Raw genomic sequence first — 21,728 nt, forward strand, 5'->3', positions numbered from 1 at the left:
TGGTGGGCATCTGCCGGCCAGCGGCCGGCACTACCGCATTCCACACCACACGCGAATCGCTCTGGTAGGTGCCAACCTTGGTTGGCACAACCCATCAGATCGCGGTGCCGCCAGCAGTGTGCCGACCAAGGTCGGCACCTACCAAAGGCAGGTATGGGCCGGCATTGTGCCAACCAAGGCAGGCTTCCGCCTCAGGTATTGGCCGGCGAACTCAGCGGCGGGCGCACCAGGTCGCGGTGGAAGAAATAGATCTCCTGCACCAGGAAGCGCCAACTCGTATGGAAGCTGCGGAAGCGCGTGCTGGGCGTGGACGAAGCCAGCGCATCGATGCCCAGCGCCCTGCTCAGGCGCAGCGCGCGCGCCATGTGCAGCGGGTCGCTGACGATGATCACCCGGTGCAGGTTGCGCTGGTCCATCAGCCGCTTGGCTTCGACCAGGTTCTGCACGGTGTTGCGCGAAGCGGTTTCGATCAGGATCGCATCGTCCGGCACGCCATGCTTGAGCGCATAACGCCGCGCCACCTGCGATTCGGAGAAGCGCGCGCCGGTGCCGCCATAGCCACCGGTGAAGATCAGCAGTGGCGCGTACTGGGCCTCGTAAAGGTCCAGGCCATGGCGGATGCGCTCTTCGAACACCGGTGACGGTTTGGCGTCATAGGCCGCCGCCCCGAGCACGATGATGGCGTCGGCCTTGGCGGCCTGGTCACGTTCACCGACCCAGACGATCCACGCAGTCACGCCCAGCAGCCAGATCACCAGCACCACGAAAAGCCGCCACAGCCAGCCCAGCAGGCCGGTGCGATGCCGGTTGCGCTCGCGGCTCAAGGCGCCCCCCAGCGAAGCGCTGGCAGGTCGACATTGCCACCGGACAGGACCAGGCCCACGCGCAGGCCGGCAAAACGCTGCGGCTGCGCCAGCACCGCAGCCAGCACGGTGGCCGAGGACGGCTCGACCACCTGCTTGAGGACCTCCCACAGCAGGCGCATCGCGGCCATCGTCGCCGCGTCATCGACCACGATCACCTCGGCACCGGCCGCACGCAGCAGTTCGTAATTGGGCGCGCCGATCAGGGTACGCAGTCCATCGCAGATCGTGTCCGGAGTGAACGCCCCCTGGCGCTCGCCTGCGGCCAGCGAGCGTGCGGTGTCATCGGCGCCGGCCGGTTCGGCCAGCACCAGCCGGGTCTGCGGGCTGGCGTGCTGCAGGGCCAGTGCGGTACCGCTGGCCAGGCCACCGCCGCCCACCGGCACCACCATCACGTCAAACGGGCCGTCGCTGTGCAGCAGTTCCAGGGCCGCGGTGCCCTGCCCGGCCATTACCACCGGGTCCGCATAGGGATGGACCAGGGTTGCGCCGGTATCGGCCTGCACCTTGGCGCAGGTGGCCTCACGGTCGGCAATGGTCGGCGGGCAGCGCCAGAGCGTCGCACCATGGCGGGCAATGTTGGCCAGCTTCGCCGCGACCGCGCCTTCGGGCACCACCACGTGGCAGGGAATGCCACGGGTCCGTGCGGCCAGGGCCAGGGCGGCACCGTGGTTGCCGGACGAATGGGTCACCACACCGGCACGGGCGCGATCGGCGTCCAGTGACCACACCGCATTGCAGGCGCCGCGGAACTTGAATGCACCACCACGCTGCAGGTGCTCGGCCTTGAAGGCCAGCTGTGCCCCGGCCATCGCATCCAGCGTGTGCGAGCGCAGCACCGGGGTCACGCTGGCATGCGGGGCGATCCTCGCGGCAGCAAGCAGGACGTCATCGGCGCGGGGCAACAGTGAATCGCTCATGACGCAAGATTAACGTAAGGCTCCCCGCTGGCGACCGGGGCACAGGTCATGCCAGCATGCGGGCCTTCACCTCCATTCATCCTGGCCGGTGGAATTAAGGGCCGATTCAATGCCGGCGCACGAAGCTGACTGCACACCCGTCCTCTGGGGGGACCCACCATGAAAACGCGCCTGATGCTTGCCGGTGGCCTGTTGCTGGCCCTGACCGGCTGCACCACCTACGACTATGTCGGCGGCGGCCGCAGTGGCAGCTACTACCACGGTGCGCCGTCGGTGGAGTACCGCTACCCGGCCGGCTATCCCTACAACTACGGCCCCTACTACGGTGGCTATGGCGGCTACTACGGCGGCTACGGCAACCCGTATTACTCGCGTCCGATCTACCGTCCGCCGCACAACCACCGCCCGCCACCGCGCCCGGGCAATGGCGGCGAGAACCGTCCGCCGCCGTCGCGGCCGTCGTACAACGGCGGTTCGCCATGGCGGAACATGGACTCGATGCGGCGCCCGCCGCAGTCGAACATCCAGCCGTCGGCACCACCGCCACAGGCCCGTCCGGCCCCCGTGCCGAGTGCGCCGAGGATGAACGGTTCCCCCTGGCGCAACATGGATCGTGGGACGCAGCGCACAGTTGAGCGCTGAACCGTCTTGCATTTCACACGGTCCAAGCCGCACTCTACGGGACCAGTGACGGCCCGCGTCACAATGTGACAAAAACGACACGGGCCGCCGCAAAAAGCTCTACGTCGATATCCGACAGGAACATCTGGATCCCCCCTGTTCCGGCCCTGTCGGATGTCGGCACCTCTGAAGGCAGACGGCCCCGCAATGCGGGGCCGTTTGTTTTGCCGGGCCGCGAACCGGCGAGAGCCCCAGCGTCAGTGAGATCCACGCCATGCGTGGATGGGGCCTTTCCCGCCGCCCCAAAAAACAGGGCCGGACAGTCCCCCGACTGCCGGCCCTCTGCTCCCCCACCGTGCGCCTGTACCGGCCCCTGTTCCAATTCCGGTCACGGGCGCCTACGGCGCCAGCCACGATGGGTGCTATTGGGTTATCTGCAAAAATCCTGCCAACTTTAGGGCTGATTTCGACGCCGGCCGGCCGGCACCGACGTCCCGCCCCCGAATGGCGCTAAAATCGCCACCCCGGCGCCGCCCCCCGGTCCGCGCCCGCCCCCAGCTGAACAGCCCCCCATGAACCCGTCCTTCCATCGTTACGACGTCATCGTCATCGGCGGTGGCCACGCCGGCACCGAAGCCGCGCTGGCCGCGGCCCGCACCGGCGTGCGCACCCTGCTGCTGACCCACAACATCGAAACGGTGGGCGCGATGAGCTGCAACCCGGCCATCGGCGGCATCGGCAAGGGCCACCTGGTCAAGGAAATCGACGCTCTCGGCGGTGCGATGGCGCATGCCGCCGACCGCGCCGGCATCCAGTGGCGCACGCTCAACGCCTCCAAGGGCCCGGCCGTGCGCGCCACCCGCTGCCAGGCCGACCGCAACCTGTATCGCATGGCGATCCGCGCCATCGTCGAAGGCCAGGCCAACCTGACCGTGTTCCAGGCCGCCGTCGATGACCTGGTCATCGAAGGCGACGCCGTGCGCGGGGTGATCACCCAGACCGGCCTGCGCTTTGACGCCGAGGCCGTGGTGCTGACCGCCGGCACCTTCCTGGCCGGCAAGATCCATGTTGGCCCAACCCAATACGCCGCCGGCCGCATGGGCGACCCGCCGGCCACCACGTTGGCCGCGCGCCTGCGCGAACGCCCGTTCCAGGTGGACCGCCTGAAGACCGGCACGCCGCCGCGCATCGACGGCCGCTCGCTGGACTACAGCGTGATGGACGAGCAGCCCGGCGATTCGCCGCGCCCGGTGATGTCCTTCCTCGGCTCGGTGGACGAGCATCCGCAGCAGGTCAGCTGCTGGATCACCCACACCACCGAACAGACCCACCAGATCATCCGCGACGCACTGCATCGCTCGCCGCTGTACAGCGGCCAGATCGAAGGCATCGGCCCGCGCTACTGCCCGTCCATCGAGGACAAGGTGGTGCGCTTCGCCGAAAAGGCCAGCCACCAGATCTTTGTCGAACCCGAAGGCCTGGGCATCGTCGAGATCTACCCCAACGGCATCTCCACCTCGCTGCCGTTCGACGTGCAGCTGGAGATGGTGCGCAGCATCCGCGGCTTCGAGAACGCGCACATCACCCGCCCCGGCTACGCGATCGAGTACGACTTCTTCGACCCACGCGGGCTGAAGGCCTCGCTGGAAACCAAGCTGGTCAACGGCCTGTTCTTCGCCGGCCAGATCAACGGCACCACCGGCTATGAAGAAGCCGCCGCGCAGGGCCTGCTGGCCGGCCTCAACGCCGCACGCCAGGTGCGTGGGCTGGACGGCTGGTGCCCGCGTCGCGACGAAGCCTACCTGGGCGTGCTGGTGGATGACCTGATCACCCACGGCACCAACGAGCCCTACCGCATGTTCACCAGCCGCGCCGAGTACCGCCTGCAGCTGCGCGAGGACAATGCCGACCAGCGCCTGACCCCGGCCGGCCGCGAAATGGGCCTGGTGGATGACCGCCGCTGGAACGCATTCGAGACCAAGCAGGCGGCCGTCGCCGCCGAACGCGCGCGCCTGGGTGCGCTGTGGGCAACCCCGGCCAATGCGCTGGGCCGCGAGGTGCAGGACACGCTGGGCGTAGCGGTCAGCCGCGAAACCAACGTGCTGGACCTGATCAAGCGCCCCGAGCTGGATTACGCGCAGCTGATGCAGGTGCCGTCGCTGGGCCCGGCCGTGGCCGACGGCAAGGTGGCCGAGCAGGTCGAGATCGGCGTGAAGTACGCCGGCTACCTGGACCGCCAGCGCGAGGAGATCGAGCGCCAGCAGCGGCATGAAGCCACGCCGATCGCCGAGGCCTTCGACTACGCGACGGTGCGCGGGCTGTCGGCCGAAGCGCTGCAGAAGCTGGAGCGCGTGCGGCCGCAGACCATCGGCCAGGCGCAACGCATCCCGGGCATGACCCCGGCCGCGATCTCGCTGCTGCTGGTGCACCTGGAGCGCGCACGCCGCGGCCGCGTGGCGTAACGCGGTCGAACCTGCTTCTGGTGGGTGCCGACCTTGGTCGGCACGAATCATCTGATCGCATGCTTCCGTGCCGACCAAGGTCGGCACCCACCGGAGCGGAAGACGCACACACCCGCGCAAGCGCGTTACCGTGCGTCCGCGCCGCCGCCCAGCACCTTGAACAACGTCACCCGGTTGCCCGCCTCCTGCTGCTGCAACGCGATCAGGTCCTGCTGCGCGGCATACAGGCTGCGCTGCGCGTCCAGCGCCTGCAGATAGCCGTCCAGCCCGGTGCGGTAACGCGCATCGGCCAGCGTGTAGCTGCGCTGGCTGGCGGCGACCAGCGCACGCTGGGCCTCCATCTGCGCGGTCAGGTGATCGCGCGTGGCCAACGCATCGGCCACTTCGCTGAAGGCCTGCTGGATTGCCTTCTCATACTGGGCGATGCCGATGTCCTTGCCGATCTTCGAGGCATCCAGCGAGGCCTTCAACGCACCGGCGTGGAAAATCGGCGCGGTGATGCTGGGCGCGAACGACCAGCCGCGGGTGCCGGCCGAGAACAGCGTCGACAACGCGGTGGAGCTGTGGCCGTAGTTGGCAGTCAGCGTCAGCGTCGGGAAGAACGCGGCGCGCGCGGCACCGATATCGGCATTGGCCGCCTGCAGCGCGTGTTCGGCAGACAGCACGTCCGGGCGGTGCAGCAGCACGCTTGAGGGCAGGTTGGAAGGCAACGGCGCCAGCGCCACGGTGCCGTCCAGTGCCTGTGCGCTGGGCAGCATCGCCGCCTCCAGCGGCGCGCCCACCAGCAACTGCAGCGCATCGCGATCCTGCGCCTGCTGGGTCTGCAGCTTGGCCAGCGCACCGCGCGCGGCGTCCACGCTGGTCTGCACCTGCGACAGGTCCAGGCCCGAGGCCAGGCCTTGTGCATGGCGGGCCTCGGTGCGCTGCAGGGTCTGCTGCTGGCTGTCCAGCGTCTGCCGGGTGAACGCCAGCGACTGCTCGTCGGCCGCCAGCGCCAGCCACACCGTCGCCACTTCGGCCACCAGGCTGGTGCGCGCGGCGCGCTGGTTCTCGACGCTGGCCAGCCAGTTCTGCAGGGCCTCGTTCTTCAGGCTGCGGACGCGCCCGAACAGGTCCAGTTCCCAGCTGCTGATGCCCACCTGCACCGCATCGGATTCGGTCACCTGGCTGACGCCGATCTCGCTGTTGGCATCACTCACCCGCGAGCGGGTGACACTGCCACTGGCATCCACCGACGGCAGCAGCGCCGCGCGCTGGATGCGGTACTGCGCGCGTTCCTTCTCCACCTGCAGCACCGCCACGCGCAGGTCGCGGTTGTTCTGCAGCGCCAGCGCGATCACCTGCTGCAGGCGCGGTTCCAGGAACACCTCACGCCAGGCCGGCATCGCCAGTGCCGGCCCGGTCTCGCCGGTGGCGGCATTGCCGAACTGTGCCGGCACCGGCGCCTCGGGGCGCTGGTAGTGCGGTGCCATGCTCACGCAGCCGCCCAGTACGGTGGTCATCGTTGCGGCCGCCAGGGCGCGCAGCAGCATCGGCTTCATGGGCTTGCCTCCGGGGCAGTGGCTTCGGCCGGCGCGCGGCCCGGGAACATGCGGCGCACCAGCAGGTAGAACAACGGCACGAAGAACATGCCCAGCACCATCGAGGCGACCGTACCACCGGCCACGCCGGTACCCAGCGAACGGCGCGCGGCCGAACCGGCGCCGGTGGCGAACACCAGCGGCAACACGCCCATCAGGAACGCCAGCGAGGTCATCACGATCGGACGCAGCCGCAGATAGACCGCCTGCAGGATCGCTTCGCGGGTGCGCTTGCCCTGCTGTTCGAGGATACGCGCGAATTCGACGATCAGGATGCCGTTCTTTGCTGCCAGACCAATCGTGGTCAGCAGACCGACCTGGAAGTACACGTCGTTGTTGAGGCCACGCAGGTTCATCATCAGCACCGCACCGAACACGCCCACCGGCACCGCCAGCATCACCGCGAACGGCACCGCCCAGCTTTCATACAACGCCGCCAGGCACAGGAACACGAACAGCAGCGAGATGGCATACAGCATCGGCGCCTGGTTGCCCGAGAGCTGCTCCTGGTAGGCCATGTCCGACCAGGCATGGCTGAAGCCTTCCGGCAGTGTGTCGGCCAGCCGCGCGATCTCGGCCATCGCCTCGCCGGAGCTGACGCCCGGTGCTGGCTGGCCGGTGATCTCCATCGCTGATACGCCGTTGTAGCGCTGCAATGCAGCCGGCGCACTGGTCCAATGCGTGCTGATCAGCGACGACAGCGGCACCATCTGGCCGGCCTGGTTGCGTACGCTCCAGCGCTCGATGTCCTGCGGCTGCATGCGTGCTTCGGCGGTGCCCTGGATGAACACCTTCTTGATGCGGCCCTTGTAGATGAAGTTGTTGACGAAGTCGCCGCCCAACGCCGCGTTCAAGGTGTCATTGACGTCCTGCGGGTTCACGCCCATGGCCTGCGCCTTGGCGTCGTCCACCTTCACCGCGTATACCGGCGCGTCTTCCAGGCTGGCGTAGCGCACGTTGACCAGCTTCGGGTCCTTGGCGGCTTCCTTCAGCAGCGTGTTGCGCGCGGCCACGGCGGCGGCATGGCCGGCACCGCCTTCGTCCTGCAGTTCCAGGGTGAAACCGCCCGCATCGCCCAGGCCGAGGATGGCCGGTGGCGAGGTGATGAATACCTGCGCATCGGGCACGCTGGCCATCGCCGCGGTCAAGCGCGCGGCGATGGTATCGGCATCGTCCTTGCGGTCATCCCAGTCCTTCAGGCGGATGAAGGCCTGGCCGACGTTCTGGCCGCTGCCGGTGACACTGAAACCAGCGGTGGCCTGGATCGAGAGCACGCTGTCGTCCTTCACCGCAGCGGCACTGAGGCGATCCATCACTGCACGGGTCTGCTCCAGGGTGGAGCCGGCTGGCAGCTTCACCAGCGCGTTGAGCATGCCCTGGTCCTCATCGGGCAGGAATGCGCCGGGCAGGTGCCACAGCAACAGGCCGGTGGCCACGCTCAGCACCAGGTAGAACAGTACGCCCAGCGTACGCCGGCCGAGGAAACCATCCACGCGATGGCGCAGGCCGTTGGAGGTGCGCTCGAAGCGGTGGTTGAACCAGATGAAGAACTTGCCCAGCAGGCTCGGCTCGCCGCCGTGGTCGCCATGCGGGTGGCCGCCCTTGGGAATCTGGTGCAGGATGCTGCCGCACAGCGCTGGGGTGATGGTCATCGCCACCAGCACCGACAGGATCATCGCGGCGGCGATCGTCACCGAGAACTGGCGATAGATCACGCCGGTGACACCACTGAAGAACGCCATCGGCAGGAACACCGCGGTCAGCACCAGCACGATGCCGACCAGCGCGCCGGTGATCTGGCCCATCGCCTTCAGCGTGGCCGGCTTCGGGGCCAGCCCTTCGAAGGTCATCACCCGCTCCACGTTCTCCACCACCACGATGGCATCGTCCACCAGCAGGCCGATGGCCAGCACCAGCGCGAACATGGTCAGCGTGTTGATCGAGTACCCGAAGGCCGCCAGCACGCCGAACGTGCCCAGCAGCACCACCGGCACCGCGATGGTCGGGATCAGCGTGGCCCGCCAGTTCTGCAGGAACAGGTACATCACCAGCACGACCAGCGCGATCGCCTCGATCAGGGTGATCACCACTTCCTTCAGCGAGATGGTCACGAACGGCGTGGTGGTGAATGCCACGTGGGCGGTGTAGCCATGCGGCCAGTACTTCTGCAGCTGCTGAAGCCGCGCATCGATGGCCTTGGACACGGCGATGGCGTTTGCACCGGCGTTGAGCTCGATGCCCAGCGAGGCCGACGGCTTGCCGTTGAAGGTGCTGATGCTGTCGTAGCTCTCCGGCCCCAGGCCGATCGTCGCCACGTCGCCCAGGTGCACCACGCTGCCATTGGCATCGGCCTTGAGCACCACCTGCGCGAACTGCTCGGGGGTGTGCAGGCGGCTGCGCGCGGTCACGGTCGCGTCCAGCTGCTGGCCCTTCAGCGCCGGCTGGCCACCGAGTTCACCCGCCGACACATCGGTGTTCTGCGCCTGCAGTGCGCTCTCGATGTCCGACGGCATCAGCGCGTACTGGCGCATCTTTTCCGGGTCCAGCCAGATGCGCATGGCGTATTCCTGGCCGATCGGCTGGATGTTGCCGACGCCGCTGACACGGCTGATCTGGTCGTCGATGCGCGCTTCCATGAAGTTGGCGACATCGAAGTTGTCCATGCTGCCGTCTTCGCTGGTGAACGACAGCACCTCGAAGATCGAACCACTGGACTTGGTGATGGTCAGGCCGTTCTGCTGCACCGCCTGCGGCAGCGTCGCCATGGCCGCCTGCAGCTGGTTCTGCACCTGCACCTGTGCGGTGTCCGGATTGGTACCGGTAGCGAACACCAGGTTGACCTGCGCCGAGCCGTCGGAGGCACTGGTCGAGGTCATGTACATCAGGTGGTCCAGGCTCTGCTGGGACTGCTCGATGACCTGGGTGACCGCGTTCTCCACGGTCTGCGACGAGGCGCCGGTGTAGGTGGCGCGGATGGTGATGGTGGGCGGGGCGATCTGCGGGTAGCGGTCCACCGGCAGGATCAGGATCGCGAGCAGGCCGAGCAGGCTGACCGCGATGGCGATCACCCAGGCGAAGATCGGCCGGTCGATGAAGAAACGAACCATGCGCGGCGGGCCTCAGTGCGACTTTTCGTCGGTGTTGCCGTTCGGGTCGACCGCCGGCATCGCCGCCAGCTGCGCCCTGCTGGCCGCCACCGCCTTCACCTGCTGGCCGAGCGATACCGCACTGCCATTGCTGACGATCACCCGCTCGCCGGCCTTCAGGCCCTGCGTGATCTGCCACTGGTTGCCCACCACCTGGCCGGTGCTGACCCGGCGTTCCACCACATGGTCCTTGGCATCGAGCAGGCGCAGCAGCGGCTCGCCACGCTCGTTGCGCAGCACCGCCTTCTGCGGCACCAGCAGGGCGCGCGCGTCGGTGGCCATCGGCAGCACCGCCTTCAGGTACATGCCCGGCAGCAGCAGGCCGTCCGGGTTCGGGATGACCGCGCGCAGCACCACGTTGCCGGTGCCCGGGTCGACCGCACTGCCAACGAACTCCAGCGTGCCTTCATGGGCATAGGTGCTGCCGTCCTCCAGCAGCACCTTCACCTGCGCCTTGCCATCGATGGCCTTCACCAGGCCGGCATCGAGCTGCTTGCGCAGCGCCAGCATCTGCGTGCTGGACTGGGTCACGTCCAGATAGACCGGGTCCAACCGCTGGATGGTGGCCAGCGCCGCGTCCTGGCCGGCTGCGACCAGCGCACCGGCGGTGACGCTGGAGGTGCCGATGCGGCCGTCGATCGGTGCGGTCACCCGGGTGTAGTCGAGGTTGATGCGCGCGGCCTGCAGCGCGGCGCGCGCGGCGATCACATTGGCCTGCGCCTGCTTCAGCGCCGAGGTGGCATCGTCGGCATCCTGCTTGCTGGCCGCATCCATGCCCAGCAGCGCGCGCGTGCGCTCGGCCTTGGGCTGCGCCGACAGCACGGTGGCCTCGGCCTGGGCCAGCTGGCCACGGGCGGTATCGAAGGCCGCCTGGTACGGTGCCGGATCGACCTGGTACAGCAGCTGGCCGGCCTTGACCTGCTGGCCTTCAGTAAACAGCCGCTGGCGGATCAGCCCACCGATCTGTGGCCGCACCTCGGACACCTCGAACGGCACCGCGCGGCCGGGCAGGGTCTGCTGCAGCGCCAGTGGCTGTGCGCTGGCGGTGATGATGCCCACTTCGGGCGTGGCCGGGACGTCGGTCCTGCCCGCCGAGCAGGCGGCCAGGGCCAGCAGCAGGGGCAACAGCAGCGGACGGGGGGAACGGGACAGCGGGCGCGGGAGTGACATGGGGGGCGTGGAGGCCTTGCGTTGACCCGTGCACGCTGCCGTGGAACTGTGCAGAGAATATGGAGATTGTGCGACCGGCTCAGCTGACGCTTGCTTTCAGCGCCGCATGCGCCGCTAATGGCCCCCGCGATGGCGAAGATTCGACTCAAATTCGGCCTGACCGCGAAGACCTTCCTCGCGATCTTCACCGCCTGCCTGCTGGTGCTGGCAGTGAACGGCATTGCCAGCCGCGTGGCGTTCCAGACCGGCTTCCTGGACTACCTCAACGACCAGGGCGACCTGCGCATGCAGCGCCTGATGCCCCACCTGCAGCGCGAGTACAGCGCCCACGGCGGCTGGGAGCATCTGCGCGGCGACAGTGACCGCTGGGCGCGGCTGCTGCGCCCGGACCTGGCCCATGGGCACGAAGGCCCGGTGCCGCCGCTGTCCGACCAGACCGGCGTTCCCTCACGGCTGGGCCTGTTCGATGAGCAGCATCGGTTCGTGGCCGGCAACCCCGATGCCACCAGTGATGACGATCCGCATCCGGTGCAGCTGGATGGGCACACCGTGGGCTGGCTGGGCATGGTGCCGTTCCAGACCGTCATCGCCACCAACGATCTGAATTTCTACAACACCCAGATGCGCGCATGGTGGGTGATCGGCATCTCGCTGCTGCTGGTGACGGTACTGCTGGCCTGGCTGGTGTCACGCGCGCTGCGCCAGCGCCTGGCCAAGCTGGCCGCCGCCACCCACCGGCTCGCCGCCGGCGACTACGCCACCCGCATCCAGCGCACCAGCGATGACGAGCTGGACGCACTGGTCAACGACTTCAACCGGATGGCACAAGCGCTGGATGATACCGAGCGCAACCGCCGCGCCTTCATCGCCGACATCTCGCACGAACTGCGTACGCCACTGGCGGTGGTACGCGCCGAACTGGAGGCGATCGAAGACGGCATCCGCCCGCTGGACCGCGCCAACCTCGGTGCCCTGCAGGGCGAGATCCGCCAGCTGGGCAAACTGATCGACGACCTGCACGACCTGTCGATGACCCAGTCCGGGGGCCTGGCCTACCGCTTCGCGCCGCTGGACCTGGTGGCACTGCTGCGCAGCGAGCTCAATGGCATGCGCGTGCGCTTCGCCAATGCGGGCCTGGCGCTGGAAGAAGACCTGCCGGCCGGCCCGCTGCCGGTCTCCGGCGATGAGCGGCGCCTGCAGCAGGTCCTCGCCAACCTGCTGGAAAACGCGCTGCGCTATACCCATACCGGCGGCCGCGTACGTGTGCAGGCCGCGCGCGTGCCCGCCGGCGTGCAGCTGGTCGTGGAAGACACCGCTCCGGGCGTACCGGCCGACAAATGCGCGCTGCTGTTCGAGCGCTTCTACCGGGTGGAGAGTTCGCGCAACCGTGCCAGCGGCGGCAGCGGGCTGGGCCTGGCCATCAGCCACAACATCATCCTCGCCCACCACGGCCACATCCACGCCGAGCCTTCGGTGCTGGGTGGCCTGCGCGTGGTCATCACCCTGCCGGAGCCTGCATGAGCACGTCCCCCGCTGCGTCCGCGAAGATCCTGATCGTCGAGGATGAGCCACGCCTGGCCTCGGTCCTGCGCGACTACCTGGCCGCCGCCGGCATGGCCAGCGAATGGGTGGACGATGGCGGCCAGGTGATCGACGCCTTCGCGCGCTACCAGCCTGATCTGGTGCTGCTGGACCTGATGCTGCCACAGCGCGACGGCGTCGACCTGTGCCGCGAACTGCGTGCCAGCAGTGACGTGCCGGTGATCATGGTCACCGCGCGGGTGGAAGAGATCGATCGCCTGCTGGGCCTGGAGATCGGCGCCGACGACTACATCTGCAAGCCGTTCAGTCCGCGCGAAGTGGTCGCGCGGGTGATGGCAGTGCTGCGCCGCTACCGCCCGGACCCCGCTGCACGCGCCAACAGCGGCCTGCACATCGATGAGCCGGCGGCACGCGCCACCTGGAACGGCAAAGGCCTGGACCTGACGCCGGTGGAGTACCGCCTGCTGCGCACCCTGCTGGCCACGCCCGGCCGGATCTGGGCCCGCGATGAGTTGCTCGACCGCCTCTATCTGGACCATCGCGTGGTGGTCGACCGTACCGTCGACAGCCACGTGCGCAACCTGCGCCGCAAGCTGGCCGACGCCGGCATGGAAGGCGAGCCGATCCGCTCGGTATACGGGATGGGTTACAGCTACGAACCCTAGCCGGTAGTGCCGGCCGCTGGCCGACAACCGCAGAATTCCAGGTGCGCCCATGAGGTTGCCGGCCAGCGGCCGGCACTACCCGTGCGCACCTGCGTTACAGTCGAGCACGCTCGACACTGCGAACACGACTGCATGGACGATATCCACCCGATCGCGCCGGACAAGCGCGCCGCCATCCTTTCCACCCTCGCCGCGATCGAACAGCGCCACGATGTGCGTGTGCTGCTGGCCTGCGAATCGGGCAGCCGCGGCTGGGGCTTCTCCTCGCCGGACAGTGACTACGACGCGCGCTTCATCTACGTGCATCGCCAGCCGTGGTACCTCAGCGTCAACGAGAGCACCGGTCCCGGCGAAGCGCAGCGTGATGTGATCGAGCTGCCGATCGATGAGGAGCTCGACGTCAGTGGCTGGGACCTGCGCAAGGCACTGCGGCTGGTCTCCAAGTCCAATCCAACGCTGATCGAGTGGCTGCGTTCGCCGATCGTGTACCAGCAGGATGACGCTGCGGTGGCGCAGCTGTGGGAGGCAGCGAAGGGGTTCTATTCGCCGCTGGGCAGCTGGTGGCACTACATGAGCATGGCGAAGACCACGTACAGCCGCCATCTGGGCGAGCCCACCGTCAGTACCAAGAAGTACCTGTATGTGCTGCGTGCCCTGCTTGCCTGCCAGTGGATCGAAAGCGAATCCACGCCGCCGCCGATGGCCTTCGAGGACCTGCTGGACCGGCTGCTGCCTGACGGTCCCGTGCGCAACGCCATCGACGCCCTGCTGGTGGTCAAGCGAGCCAGCGCCGAAGTCACCGCCCGTCCGCGCGTCGTCATCATCAGCGACTACATCGACCATGCAATGGCCGTGCGCACCGCGCAGGTCCCGCAGCTGGCGGCCGGACAGGGTGACAACGGCTGGCTGGACGCACTGTTCCGGAAGATGCTGGCCGAACTCGCGCCTGCATAGGCGACCGCGCCGGCTTCTGGTAGTGCCGGCCGCTGGCCGGCAACCACGGAAATCCAGATGCGCCCATGAGGTTGCCGGCCAGCGGCCGGCACTACCCCGCGGCAGGCACGCGGCGTGCGGACCACGCGGGTATCATCGCAGTGAACGCCCTGATTTCCGGAGACACCGATGAACCCGCTGCGCCCCTTCCGCGACAAGATGCCCGTCCTCGGCGAGCGCGTGTACATCGATCCGGCCTGCACCCTCATCGGCGACGTGGAAGTGGCCGATGACGTGTCGGTGTGGCCGGGCACGATCATCCGCGGTGACGTCAACTACGTGCGCATCGGTGCGCGCACCAATGTGCAGGACGGCACGATCATCCACGTCAGCCACCACAGCCCGTACAACAAGGCCGGCTACCCGACCCTGATCGGCGAAGGCGTGACGGTCGGCCATGGCTGCATCATCCACGCCTGCACCATTGGTGATTACAGCCTGATCGGCATGGGCGCCTGCATCCTCGATGGCGCCCGCGTGGAGCGCCATGGCTTCGTCGGTGCCGGTGCGGTGGTCGGCCCGGGCAAGGTGGTGGGCGAAGGCGAGCTCTGGGTCGGCAACCCGGCCCGCCCGGCCCGCACGCTGAGCGACAGGGAAATCGAGTCGCTGCACTACTCGGCCGACCACTACGTGCGGCTGAAGGATGAATACCTGGGCTGAGCAGCCAACGCCGCCATGCGGCTCTGCTAAAGTCTGGGCCCGACCAGGACCTGTCGAGACCCCCATGCCTGTGGACGCCTGCCGGAGAGGACTCCGGCGCCCACAACGAAGGCCATCGCACTGATGGCCGCACCGATGCTCGATACCTACCGCGAGGTGGTGACGCCGGAGGGTGTGCTGCTGCAGTTGCCGGCAGCCGGTCCGCTGCCGCGGGCGATGGCCTGGCTGATCGACCTGGGCGTACGCATCGCGGTGCTGGTACTGATGTCGATTCCGCTGGCGCTGCTGGACAAGTTCGGCTCCGGCCTCTACCTGGTGCTGATGTTCCTCGTCTACTGGGCCTACCCGATCGTCTGCGAGGCACTGTGGGGCCGTACCCTCGGCAAGCGCGCACTGGGCCTGCGGGTGCTGTCGCGCGATGGCGCACCGGTGGGCTGGATGGCGTCGATCACCCGCAATCTGCTGCGTACCGTGGACATGCTGCCGTTCGGCTATGCATTGGGCCTGATCAGCAGCCTGTTCGACCCGCATGGCCGGCGCCTGGGTGACCTGGTGGCCGGCACCGTGGTGGTGCACGCGCCTGCGCTGTATCTGCCGCCGCCACCCACCATCGACAGCGTACTGGCCCCGCCACAGCCGCTGCGCCCGGAAGAGCAGGCCGCGCTGATGGCCTTTGCCGAGCGCGCGCCACGGCTGTCGGCGGCACGCCAGCAGGAGCTGGCCGGCATTGCCGAGCCCCTGACCGGTACCCACGGCCAGGTCGCCGTGCTGCGCCTGTACGCCATGGCCAACTGGCTGCTGGGGCGGCGATGAAGCAGGAACAGTTCGTCGCCCGCTATCAACAGGAGTGGCAGGACCTGGAGCAGTGGCTGCTGCTGCGCGCCGGTGCCTCGCGCCGCACGCGCCGCAAGGCCAGCGGCCTGGCACTGGACGACACTGCCTTCCCGCAGCGCTACCGGCGCCTGTGCCAGCAGCTGGCGCTGGCCCGCGAGCGCGGCTACAGCCCACAGCTGGTGCAGCGCCTGCAGCAGCTGATGCAGCAGGGCCACAGCGTGCTGTACCGCACGCGGCCGACGCGCTGGCGCGCGGCACTGGAGTTCCTGGTGGCCGACTTTCCGCTGCTGGTCCGCAGCCAGGCACGCAGCATGTGGGTGGCACTGGCGATGTTCGCGTTGCCGGCGGTGGCCTGTTTCGTGCTGGCGCAGGCCTATCCGGACCTGATCCACATGCTGATGGACAACCGCCAGATTGCCGAGATGGAGCGCATGTACGACCCCGCGGCCGAACGCCTGGGCCGCGACAGCGGCACCGACTGGATGATGTTCGGCCACTACGTCATGAACAACATCAGCATCGCCCTGCGCACCTTCGCCAGCGGCCTGCTGGCCGGGCTGGGCACGCTGCTGGTACTGCTGTTCAACGGCGTGACCATCGGTGCGGTGGCCGGCCACCTGCAGCACATCGGCCACGGCGGCCCGTTCTGGCGCTTCGTGGTCGGCCATGGTGCCTTCGAGCTGACCGCGATCGTGATCGCCGGCGGCGCCGGGCTGCAGTTGGGCATGAAGCTGCTGGCACCGGGCCGGCGCAGCCGCCTGGATGCACTGGTCAACGGCGGCCGCATCGGCGCACGGCTGTGCCTCGGCGTCGCCTTCATGCTGCTGGTCGCGGCCTTCATCGAGGCCTTCTGGTCATCGATCGCCGAAGTACCCGCATGGGGCAAGTTCAGCGTGGCCGGCGTGCTGTGGGCCGGCGTGCTGTTGTGGCTGTGGCGCGGCGGACGTGGAGGCGGCGATGCGCATTGACCGCCTGGACGTGGTGCTGCGCGCGCGCAGCGGCTGGGAAGCCATGGAGCTGGGCAGCGCCCTCGCCCGCCGCCACGCACGTGCGGTCTGGGGCAGCTGGCTGCTGGCCAGCGCCCCGCTGTTCGTGATCTTCAACGCACTGGGCTGGTGGCTGGATGCGTTCGGCTGGGCCTGGCTGGCGATGTGGTGGTGCAAACCACTGTTCGAACGAGCGCCGTTGTACGTGCTGTCGCGCGGCATCTTCGGCGAGCCGGTCGGCACGCTGGCGGCGCTGCGCGCACAGGGTGCGTGGGGCAACAGCGGCTTCTGGGGCTACCTGGGCTGGCGCCGCTTCAGCGTGCTGCGCAGCCTGTGCCTGCCGGTGAACCTGCTGGAAGGCAACACGCCGGGCCAACGCGGTCCACGCCGTCGGGCGGTGGCAGCTGGCGCAGCGGGCGCGGCACTGGTGCTCACCGTGACCTGCATGGCGTTCGAAGCGGTGCTCGTGTCCGGCGCGATCGGCGCGGTGTTCATGTTCATGCCGCTGGAGCTGATGTCCGAATCGTGGCGCACCGCATGGGACATGATTGGCCAGGACACGCCCGCATGGGCGCGGCTGGGCTTCAACCTGGCATGCTGGCTGGCGTCGGTGCTGATCGGGCCCTTCTACGTTGGTGCCGGCTTCGGCCTGTATCTGAACCGGCGTACGCAGATGGAAGCCTGGGACGTGGAAATCGCCCTGCGGCGCCTGCGCGACCGCCTGCTGCCGGCGGCATCGACGCTGGCGCTGCTGCTGTGCCTGGCACTGCCGCTGCTCTCCACACCGGTGCATGCGCAGGACGCGGACACCGGGCCCGAACGTGCCATGGGCAAGCCCAACGACCGTGGCATCGACGCCGAGGAAGGCGACGAAGGACCGACCATCGACCCGGCCAACACGCCGGCAATGATCTTCGGCGGTACGCCGGTGGACACCGCCGGTTTCCGTCAGGCGGTGAACCGCGCCTATGAGGACCCGCTGCAGCGCCCGACCCGCGAGGTCACCCGCTGGAAGCCGATCGAGCAGGCCGAGGAAAAAAAGAAGGAAGACAAGCAGCTGCAGCGTGACGCCAACAGCAAAGGTGAACGCAAAGCGCGCAAGGACGGCATCGCCTGGCTGGCACGGCTGGCCGAATGGGGCCTGTGGGGCCTGCTCGGCATCCTGCTGCTGGTGCTGCTGCTGACCGCGCGGCTGTGGCTGCCGTGGCTGCGTGGCAGTGGCCGCCGCAAGGCCGACGCTGCACCGAAGGTGCTGGAGGAGCAGGTGGAGTTGCCGGTGGTGCTGCCGCCAGACGTGGCCACCCAGGCTGGCCTGCTGTGGGACCAGGGCCGGCCGCGGCAGGCGCTGGCCCTGCTGTACCGCGCCAGTGTGCGCACGGTGGGCGAGCGCAGCGGTATCGCGCTTCCACCCGGTGCCACCGAAGCGCAATGCCTGCGCGCATCGCGGCGCATGCCCCAGGCCAGCGACCGTGACCTGTTCGCGCGCATCGTGCGCATGTGGCAGTACGCCGCCTACGGTGGCCGCCTGCCCAGCCGCGCCGATTTCGATGCATTGGCCGGCACCCTGCGCCAGCAGTACGGGTGGCAGGCATGAGTCCGCGCCTGTTCTGGTCGTTGCTGCTGGGGGTGCTGGTGCTGCTCGGTGTGCCGCTGACCATCCTCTACCTGCGCACGCACGAGCGGGTGACCGAGACGATCCGGCTGCCGCCACAGGGCGAGGCCGCCTACAACCCGCTGTACGTACTCGGCCAGGCCCTGCGCGCCGATGGCATCGACGTGCATTCGCGACCGCGGCTGGAGTTGCAGCAGATGACGCTGGGGCGCCACGACACGGTGGTGCTGCTGCAGGACAGCAGCGAACTGCCGGCGCCGGCGGTGAAACAGCTGCTGGACTGGGTCGACCAGGGCGGCCACTTGCTGGTGCGTACACCGCCACCGGCCGAGGACGATGCCAGCAGCACGCAGGGTCCCCTGCTGGACCAGTTGAGCGTGGACAGCCTGTTCCAGCGCAGCGACTGCCAGGCCTTCCATGTCGACGACGATCCGGGCCACGTCGAATTCTGTGGTGGCCGCCGCTTCACCCTGGGGTTTGCGGCCAGTGCGCAGGCCGAACGCCGCTGGGGCACTGATCGCGACCTGGTGTTCGCGCGCCTGCGCCACGGCCAGGGCAGAGTGAGCGTGCTGGCCGACATGGAGTTCATGCGCAGCGAAGTGGACTCACCGGCAGCGCGCCTGGCCTCTGCCGCAGGCAAGGCCAGCGACGGCCTGCACGATCCTGCCCATCGCGACCTGACCCGCTACCTGCTCGATCCGAACTACGGCAAGGGTGCGGTCTGGCTGGTCTATGCCAGCCGCCCGCCGTCGTTGTGGTCGCGCATGTTCTATCAGGGCTGGCCGCTGTGGGCACCGTTGCTGCTGGCCCTGCTGGGTTGGCTGTGGGGCCGCTCGCAGCGCTTCGGCAGCCTGCTGCCGTCACCGGTGCTGGAACGCCGTTCGCTGCTGGAGCACGTGCGCGCCAGTGGCGAACTGCTGCTGCGCTTCGGTCACGGCATACGCCTGTACGAGGCCGTGCTCGCCCTGTTCCTGCACCGCCTGCGCCTGCGCGCACCGATTGCCGCCGCACTGGATGGTGCGCCGCGCGATCAGGCCATCGCCGAGCTGCTGAAGTGGCCGCAGGGCCGCGTCGCCAGCGCGCTCACGCCCCCACCGCCGCACGATTCCTCCGCCCTGCGCGAGCGCATCCGCTTGCTGCTCCAGATGAGATCCCTGCTATGACTGAAGTCCCCGAGCTGCCGGCGGCCGCCAACGCCCGCCTGATCGAACGCGTCGATGCCATCCGCGATGCCGTCGGCCACGCCTTCATCGGCCAGGCCGATGTGCTGGACCAGATCCTGGTGGCCCTGCTCGCCGGTGGTCACGTGCTGATCGAAGGCGTGCCCGGGCTGGGCAAGACCCTGCTGGTGCGCGCACTGGCACAGGCCCTGGAACTGGATTACGGCCGCGTACAGTTCACCCCCGACCTGATGCCCAGCGACGTCAGTGGCCACGCGGTGTACGACCCGAAGAGCGAGAGCTTCAAGATCCGTCGCGGCCCGGTGTTCACCAACCTGCTGCTGGCCGACGAGATCAACCGCGCACCGGCCAAGACCCAGTCGGCGCTGCTGGAAGTGATGCAGGAAGGCCAGGTGACCATCGAAGGCAAGGCCTTCACCCTGGCGCCGCCGTTCATGGCGCTGGCCACGCAGAACCCGCTGGAGCAGGAAGGCACCTACCCGCTGCCGGAAGCACAGCTGGACCGCTTCCTGCTGAAGGTGCTGATCGACTACCCGCAGCTGGAGGACGAGAAGCGCATGGTGACCGCAATCACCAGCGGCCGCGCCGCCAGCGATTTCGACCTCAGCCAGGTGCCGCGTGTGCTCGGCGCCGGCGAGCTGCTGGAACTGCAGCGCGCCACTGCGGCGATCACGGTCGATGACGAAGTCATCGATTACGCGGTACGCATCGTCGCGGCGACCCGGCAGTGGCCGGGTATCGCGGTCGGCGCTGGCCCGCGTGGCAGCATCGCGCTGGTGCGTGCCTCGCGTGCACAGGCGGTGCTGGCCGGTCGTGATTTCGTCACCCCGGATGATGTGCGCGACATCGCACGCCCGGCGCTGCGCCACCGCATCGCGCTGGCACCGGAACTGCAGATTGAAGGCCAGGACGCCGACGACGTGCTGGGCGCGCTGCTGGCCAAGGTGGAAGCGCCGCGCCGATGAGGCCGGCCCCGCTGCTGCTGGCGCTGCTGCTGGCCTGGGCTGTCCTGGGCGGCCTGGTGCTGGGCGGGTTGCTGCCGCGCTGGAGCTGGGCGCTGGCGGCGCTGGCGATTGCCGTGCCGGCGCTGGTGGATCTATGGCGCCAGTGGCGGCGTCCGTCGCCGCAGGTGCAGCGCGAACTGCCCGAAGCGCTGGCACTGGGCGTGCGCCGCGAGGCTGCACTGCGGCTGCAGGCGGACGCACCGATGACGGTGCAGGTGTTCGATCTGGTCCCCGGCGGCTGGCCGCTGGAGTCACTGCCGCAGCGCGTGCACCTGCAGGCCGGCAGTGCCTCCACCCTGCACTATCATCTGCAGCCGCTGCAGCGTGGGCATTTCCGCTTCGAAGGCGTGCACCTGCGCATGCGTTCACCGTGGCGCCTGTGGTGGCAGCAACGCACGCTGCCGCCAGCACTGGACGTGCGGGTCTATCCGAACTTCGTACCGCTCACCCGCTTCGCCCTGTTCAGTGCCGACCAGGCCTCGCGGCTGGTCGGCGCACATGTGAAGCGTCGCCGTGGTGAAGGCACCGACTTCCATCAGATGCGCGAGTACCGCATCGGCGACAGCCTGCGCCAGCTCGACTGGAAGGCCACCGCGCGTGCGCGCAAGCTGATCTCGCGCGAGTACCAGGACGAGAAGAACCAGCAGCTGCTGCTGATGCTCGACAGTGGCCGCCGCATGCTGGCCAGCGAAGGCGGGCTCTCGCACTTCGATCATGCATTGAACGCCTCGCTGGTGGTGGCCTACCTAGCGCTGCGCCAGGGCGATGCCGCCGGCCTGTTCGCCACCGGTGGCGAGCGCCGCTGGGTGGCACCGCAGCGCGGGATGGGCACCGTCGAGCACCTGCTGCGCGCCAGCTACGATCTGCAGCCTCGCGCGGTGGCCACCGACTATCTGGCCGCCGCTACCGAAGTGTCGCTGCGCCAGCGCCGGCGCGCGCTGGTGATGCTGGTCAGCAACGTGCGCGACGAAGACATCGAAGACCTGCTGGCGGCGGTGCGCCTGCTGCAGCAGCGCCATCTGGTATGCGTGGCCAGCCTGCGCGAGCGTGAGCTGGACGGCGTGCTGGACAGCGAAGTGCAGACACTGGAAGACGCCACCCAGGCCGGTGCAGCGGCGCTGTATCTGCAGCAGCGCGCGAAGGCGCATGAGGCGCTGCGCAGCGAGAAGGTGATGGTGCTGGACGTGACCGCCGATGCCCTGCCCGGTGCGCTGGTGGAACGCTACCTGGCGGTGAAGCGCGAAGGGCTGCTCTGATACCAGCGATCGCTCTGGTAGGTGCCAACCTTGGTTGGCACGAAACCCACAGCGCCGACCAAGGTCGGCATCTACCAACGGCGGTTGCCGGCCAGCGGCCGGCACTACCCCTGCCACAACCGACGCACCGCTCTGGTAGTTGCCAACCTTGGTTGGCACGAAACCCACAGCGCCGACCAGGGTCGGCATCTACCAACGGCGGTTGCCGGCCAGCGGCCGGCACTACCCCTGCA

17 protein-coding genes are annotated in these 21,728 nt (G+C 68.6%); 12 read left to right on the forward strand and 5 right to left on the reverse strand.

The window, feature by feature from the left end; all coding sequences use genetic code 11:
* Positions 1-191: 191 nt before the first annotated feature.
* Both SriyCCGPB3_RS20330 and SriyCCGPB3_RS20335 read right to left on the reverse strand, forming a co-directional pair.
* Positions 192-836, reverse strand: a complete 645-nt coding sequence (locus tag SriyCCGPB3_RS20330) for a YdcF family protein (RefSeq protein WP_180848222.1) — start codon at positions 834-836, stop codon at positions 192-194.
* Positions 821-1,783 carry a pyridoxal-phosphate dependent enzyme gene (locus tag SriyCCGPB3_RS20335; protein ID WP_153854760.1) on the reverse strand — a complete coding sequence of 321 codons (963 nt, stop codon included), beginning with the start codon at positions 1,781-1,783 and terminating at the stop codon, positions 821-823. The genes SriyCCGPB3_RS20330 and SriyCCGPB3_RS20335 overlap by 16 nt, the downstream gene beginning before the upstream one ends.
* Before the next feature lie 159 nt (positions 1,784-1,942).
* On the opposite strand from SriyCCGPB3_RS20335, the gene SriyCCGPB3_RS20340 reads away from it, so the two are divergent.
* Together SriyCCGPB3_RS20340 and mnmG are read left to right on the forward strand one after the other, a co-directional pair.
* Positions 1,943-2,425: a hypothetical protein gene (locus SriyCCGPB3_RS20340; RefSeq protein ID WP_153854761.1), complete on the forward strand. Its 483-nt coding sequence runs from the start codon at positions 1,943-1,945 to the stop codon at positions 2,423-2,425.
* Positions 2,426-2,976: 551 nt separating this feature from the next.
* Complete coding sequence (gene mnmG, locus SriyCCGPB3_RS20345) at positions 2,977-4,866, forward strand: tRNA uridine-5-carboxymethylaminomethyl(34) synthesis enzyme MnmG (protein ID WP_075675914.1); 1,890 nt, start codon at positions 2,977-2,979, stop codon at positions 4,864-4,866.
* A gap of 125 nt (positions 4,867-4,991) precedes the next feature.
* On the opposite strand, the gene smeC is transcribed toward mnmG, so the two are convergent.
* Genes smeC through smeA form a run of 3 tightly spaced genes read right to left on the reverse strand, consistent with a single transcriptional unit; the run spans position 4,992 to position 10,762 of the window.
* Positions 4,992-6,407 carry a multidrug efflux transporter outer membrane subunit SmeC gene (gene smeC, locus SriyCCGPB3_RS20350; protein ID WP_153854762.1) on the reverse strand — a complete coding sequence of 472 codons (1,416 nt, stop codon included), beginning with the start codon at positions 6,405-6,407 and terminating at the stop codon, positions 4,992-4,994.
* Positions 6,404-9,553, reverse strand: coding sequence for a multidrug efflux RND transporter permease subunit SmeB (gene smeB / locus SriyCCGPB3_RS20355; protein WP_153854763.1), 3,150 nt, complete (start codon positions 9,551-9,553; stop codon positions 6,404-6,406). Before smeB ends, smeC begins: the two co-directional genes overlap by 4 nt.
* A gap of 12 nt (positions 9,554-9,565) precedes the next feature.
* Positions 9,566-10,762, reverse strand: coding sequence for a multidrug efflux RND transporter periplasmic adaptor subunit SmeA (gene smeA / locus SriyCCGPB3_RS20360; RefSeq protein ID WP_110714053.1), 1,197 nt, complete (start codon positions 10,760-10,762; stop codon positions 9,566-9,568).
* Positions 10,763-10,879: 117 nt separating this feature from the next.
* On the opposite strand from smeA, the gene baeS reads away from it, so the two are divergent.
* From baeS to SriyCCGPB3_RS20410, 10 genes are all read left to right on the forward strand, one after another.
* Positions 10,880-12,283 (forward strand): sensor histidine kinase efflux regulator BaeS, encoded by a 1,404-nt coding sequence (gene baeS, locus SriyCCGPB3_RS20365; RefSeq protein ID WP_153854764.1) that lies wholly within the window; start codon positions 10,880-10,882, stop codon positions 12,281-12,283.
* Complete coding sequence (locus SriyCCGPB3_RS20370) at positions 12,280-12,969, forward strand: response regulator (RefSeq protein ID WP_110714055.1); 690 nt, start codon at positions 12,280-12,282, stop codon at positions 12,967-12,969. The genes baeS and SriyCCGPB3_RS20370 overlap by 4 nt, the downstream gene beginning before the upstream one ends.
* Positions 12,970-13,101: 132 nt before the next feature.
* Positions 13,102-13,923, forward strand: coding sequence for a nucleotidyltransferase domain-containing protein (locus SriyCCGPB3_RS20375; protein ID WP_110714056.1), 822 nt, complete (start codon positions 13,102-13,104; stop codon positions 13,921-13,923).
* 168 nt (positions 13,924-14,091) lie between these two features.
* Entirely contained in the window at positions 14,092-14,622 is a 531-nt protein-coding gene (locus SriyCCGPB3_RS20380; RefSeq protein ID WP_153854765.1) for a gamma carbonic anhydrase family protein, read from the forward strand.
* A gap of 123 nt (positions 14,623-14,745) precedes the next feature.
* Positions 14,746-15,435 (forward strand): RDD family protein, encoded by a 690-nt coding sequence (locus SriyCCGPB3_RS20385; RefSeq protein ID WP_110714058.1) that lies wholly within the window; start codon positions 14,746-14,748, stop codon positions 15,433-15,435.
* Positions 15,432-16,424 carry a stage II sporulation protein M gene (locus SriyCCGPB3_RS20390; protein WP_153854766.1) on the forward strand — a complete coding sequence of 331 codons (993 nt, stop codon included), beginning with the start codon at positions 15,432-15,434 and terminating at the stop codon, positions 16,422-16,424. Before SriyCCGPB3_RS20385 ends, SriyCCGPB3_RS20390 begins: the two co-directional genes overlap by 4 nt.
* Entirely contained in the window at positions 16,414-18,036 is a 1,623-nt protein-coding gene (locus SriyCCGPB3_RS20395; RefSeq protein ID WP_153854767.1) for a DUF4129 domain-containing protein, read from the forward strand. Before SriyCCGPB3_RS20390 ends, SriyCCGPB3_RS20395 begins: the two co-directional genes overlap by 11 nt.
* On the forward strand, positions 18,033-19,217 hold the full coding sequence (locus tag SriyCCGPB3_RS20400) for a DUF4350 domain-containing protein (protein WP_153854768.1): 1,185 nt from the start codon (positions 18,033-18,035) through the stop codon (positions 19,215-19,217). Before SriyCCGPB3_RS20395 ends, SriyCCGPB3_RS20400 begins: the two co-directional genes overlap by 4 nt.
* A complete protein-coding gene (locus SriyCCGPB3_RS20405) occupies positions 19,214-20,200 on the forward strand; it encodes an AAA family ATPase (protein WP_005411535.1) in 987 nt (328 codons plus the stop codon). The genes SriyCCGPB3_RS20400 and SriyCCGPB3_RS20405 overlap by 4 nt, the downstream gene beginning before the upstream one ends.
* Entirely contained in the window at positions 20,197-21,495 is a 1,299-nt protein-coding gene (locus tag SriyCCGPB3_RS20410) for a DUF58 domain-containing protein (protein ID WP_153854769.1), read from the forward strand. Before SriyCCGPB3_RS20405 ends, SriyCCGPB3_RS20410 begins: the two co-directional genes overlap by 4 nt.
* The last annotated feature ends 233 nt before the right edge of the window (positions 21,496-21,728 follow it).

This window comes from Stenotrophomonas riyadhensis, assembly GCF_040256885.1.
GTDB lineage: Bacteria > Pseudomonadota > Gammaproteobacteria > Xanthomonadales > Xanthomonadaceae > Stenotrophomonas > Stenotrophomonas riyadhensis.

What these genes read in the sequence shown, in the direction of transcription:
- baeS (WP_153854764.1), top strand. Translation starts at nt 10,880, where the DNA reads ATGGCCCCCGCGATGGCGAAGATTCGACTCAAATTCGGCCTGACCGCG.
- SriyCCGPB3_RS20390 (WP_153854766.1), top strand. Translation starts at nt 15,432, where the DNA reads ATGAAGCAGGAACAGTTCGTCGCCCGCTATCAACAGGAGTGGCAGGAC.
- SriyCCGPB3_RS20385 (WP_110714058.1), top strand. Translation starts at nt 14,746, where the DNA reads ATGGCCGCACCGATGCTCGATACCTACCGCGAGGTGGTGACGCCGGAG.
- SriyCCGPB3_RS20405 (WP_005411535.1), top strand. Translation starts at nt 19,214, where the DNA reads ATGACTGAAGTCCCCGAGCTGCCGGCGGCCGCCAACGCCCGCCTGATC.
- smeC (WP_153854762.1), bottom strand. Translation starts at nt 6,407, where the DNA reads ATGAAGCCGATGCTGCTGCGCGCCCTGGCGGCCGCAACGATGACCACC.
- SriyCCGPB3_RS20380 (WP_153854765.1), top strand. Translation starts at nt 14,092, where the DNA reads ATGAACCCGCTGCGCCCCTTCCGCGACAAGATGCCCGTCCTCGGCGAG.
- smeA (WP_110714053.1), bottom strand. Translation starts at nt 10,762, where the DNA reads ATGTCACTCCCGCGCCCGCTGTCCCGTTCCCCCCGTCCGCTGCTGTTG.
- mnmG (WP_075675914.1), top strand. Translation starts at nt 2,977, where the DNA reads ATGAACCCGTCCTTCCATCGTTACGACGTCATCGTCATCGGCGGTGGC.
- SriyCCGPB3_RS20395 (WP_153854767.1), top strand. Translation starts at nt 16,414, where the DNA reads ATGCGCATTGACCGCCTGGACGTGGTGCTGCGCGCGCGCAGCGGCTGG.
- SriyCCGPB3_RS20335 (WP_153854760.1), bottom strand. Translation starts at nt 1,783, where the DNA reads ATGAGCGATTCACTGTTGCCCCGCGCCGATGACGTCCTGCTTGCTGCC.
- SriyCCGPB3_RS20375 (WP_110714056.1), top strand. Translation starts at nt 13,102, where the DNA reads ATGGACGATATCCACCCGATCGCGCCGGACAAGCGCGCCGCCATCCTT.
- SriyCCGPB3_RS20400 (WP_153854768.1), top strand. Translation starts at nt 18,033, where the DNA reads ATGAGTCCGCGCCTGTTCTGGTCGTTGCTGCTGGGGGTGCTGGTGCTG.
- smeB (WP_153854763.1), bottom strand. Translation starts at nt 9,553, where the DNA reads ATGGTTCGTTTCTTCATCGACCGGCCGATCTTCGCCTGGGTGATCGCC.
- SriyCCGPB3_RS20340 (WP_153854761.1), top strand. Translation starts at nt 1,943, where the DNA reads ATGAAAACGCGCCTGATGCTTGCCGGTGGCCTGTTGCTGGCCCTGACC.
- SriyCCGPB3_RS20370 (WP_110714055.1), top strand. Translation starts at nt 12,280, where the DNA reads ATGAGCACGTCCCCCGCTGCGTCCGCGAAGATCCTGATCGTCGAGGAT.
- SriyCCGPB3_RS20410 (WP_153854769.1), top strand. Translation starts at nt 20,197, where the DNA reads ATGAGGCCGGCCCCGCTGCTGCTGGCGCTGCTGCTGGCCTGGGCTGTC.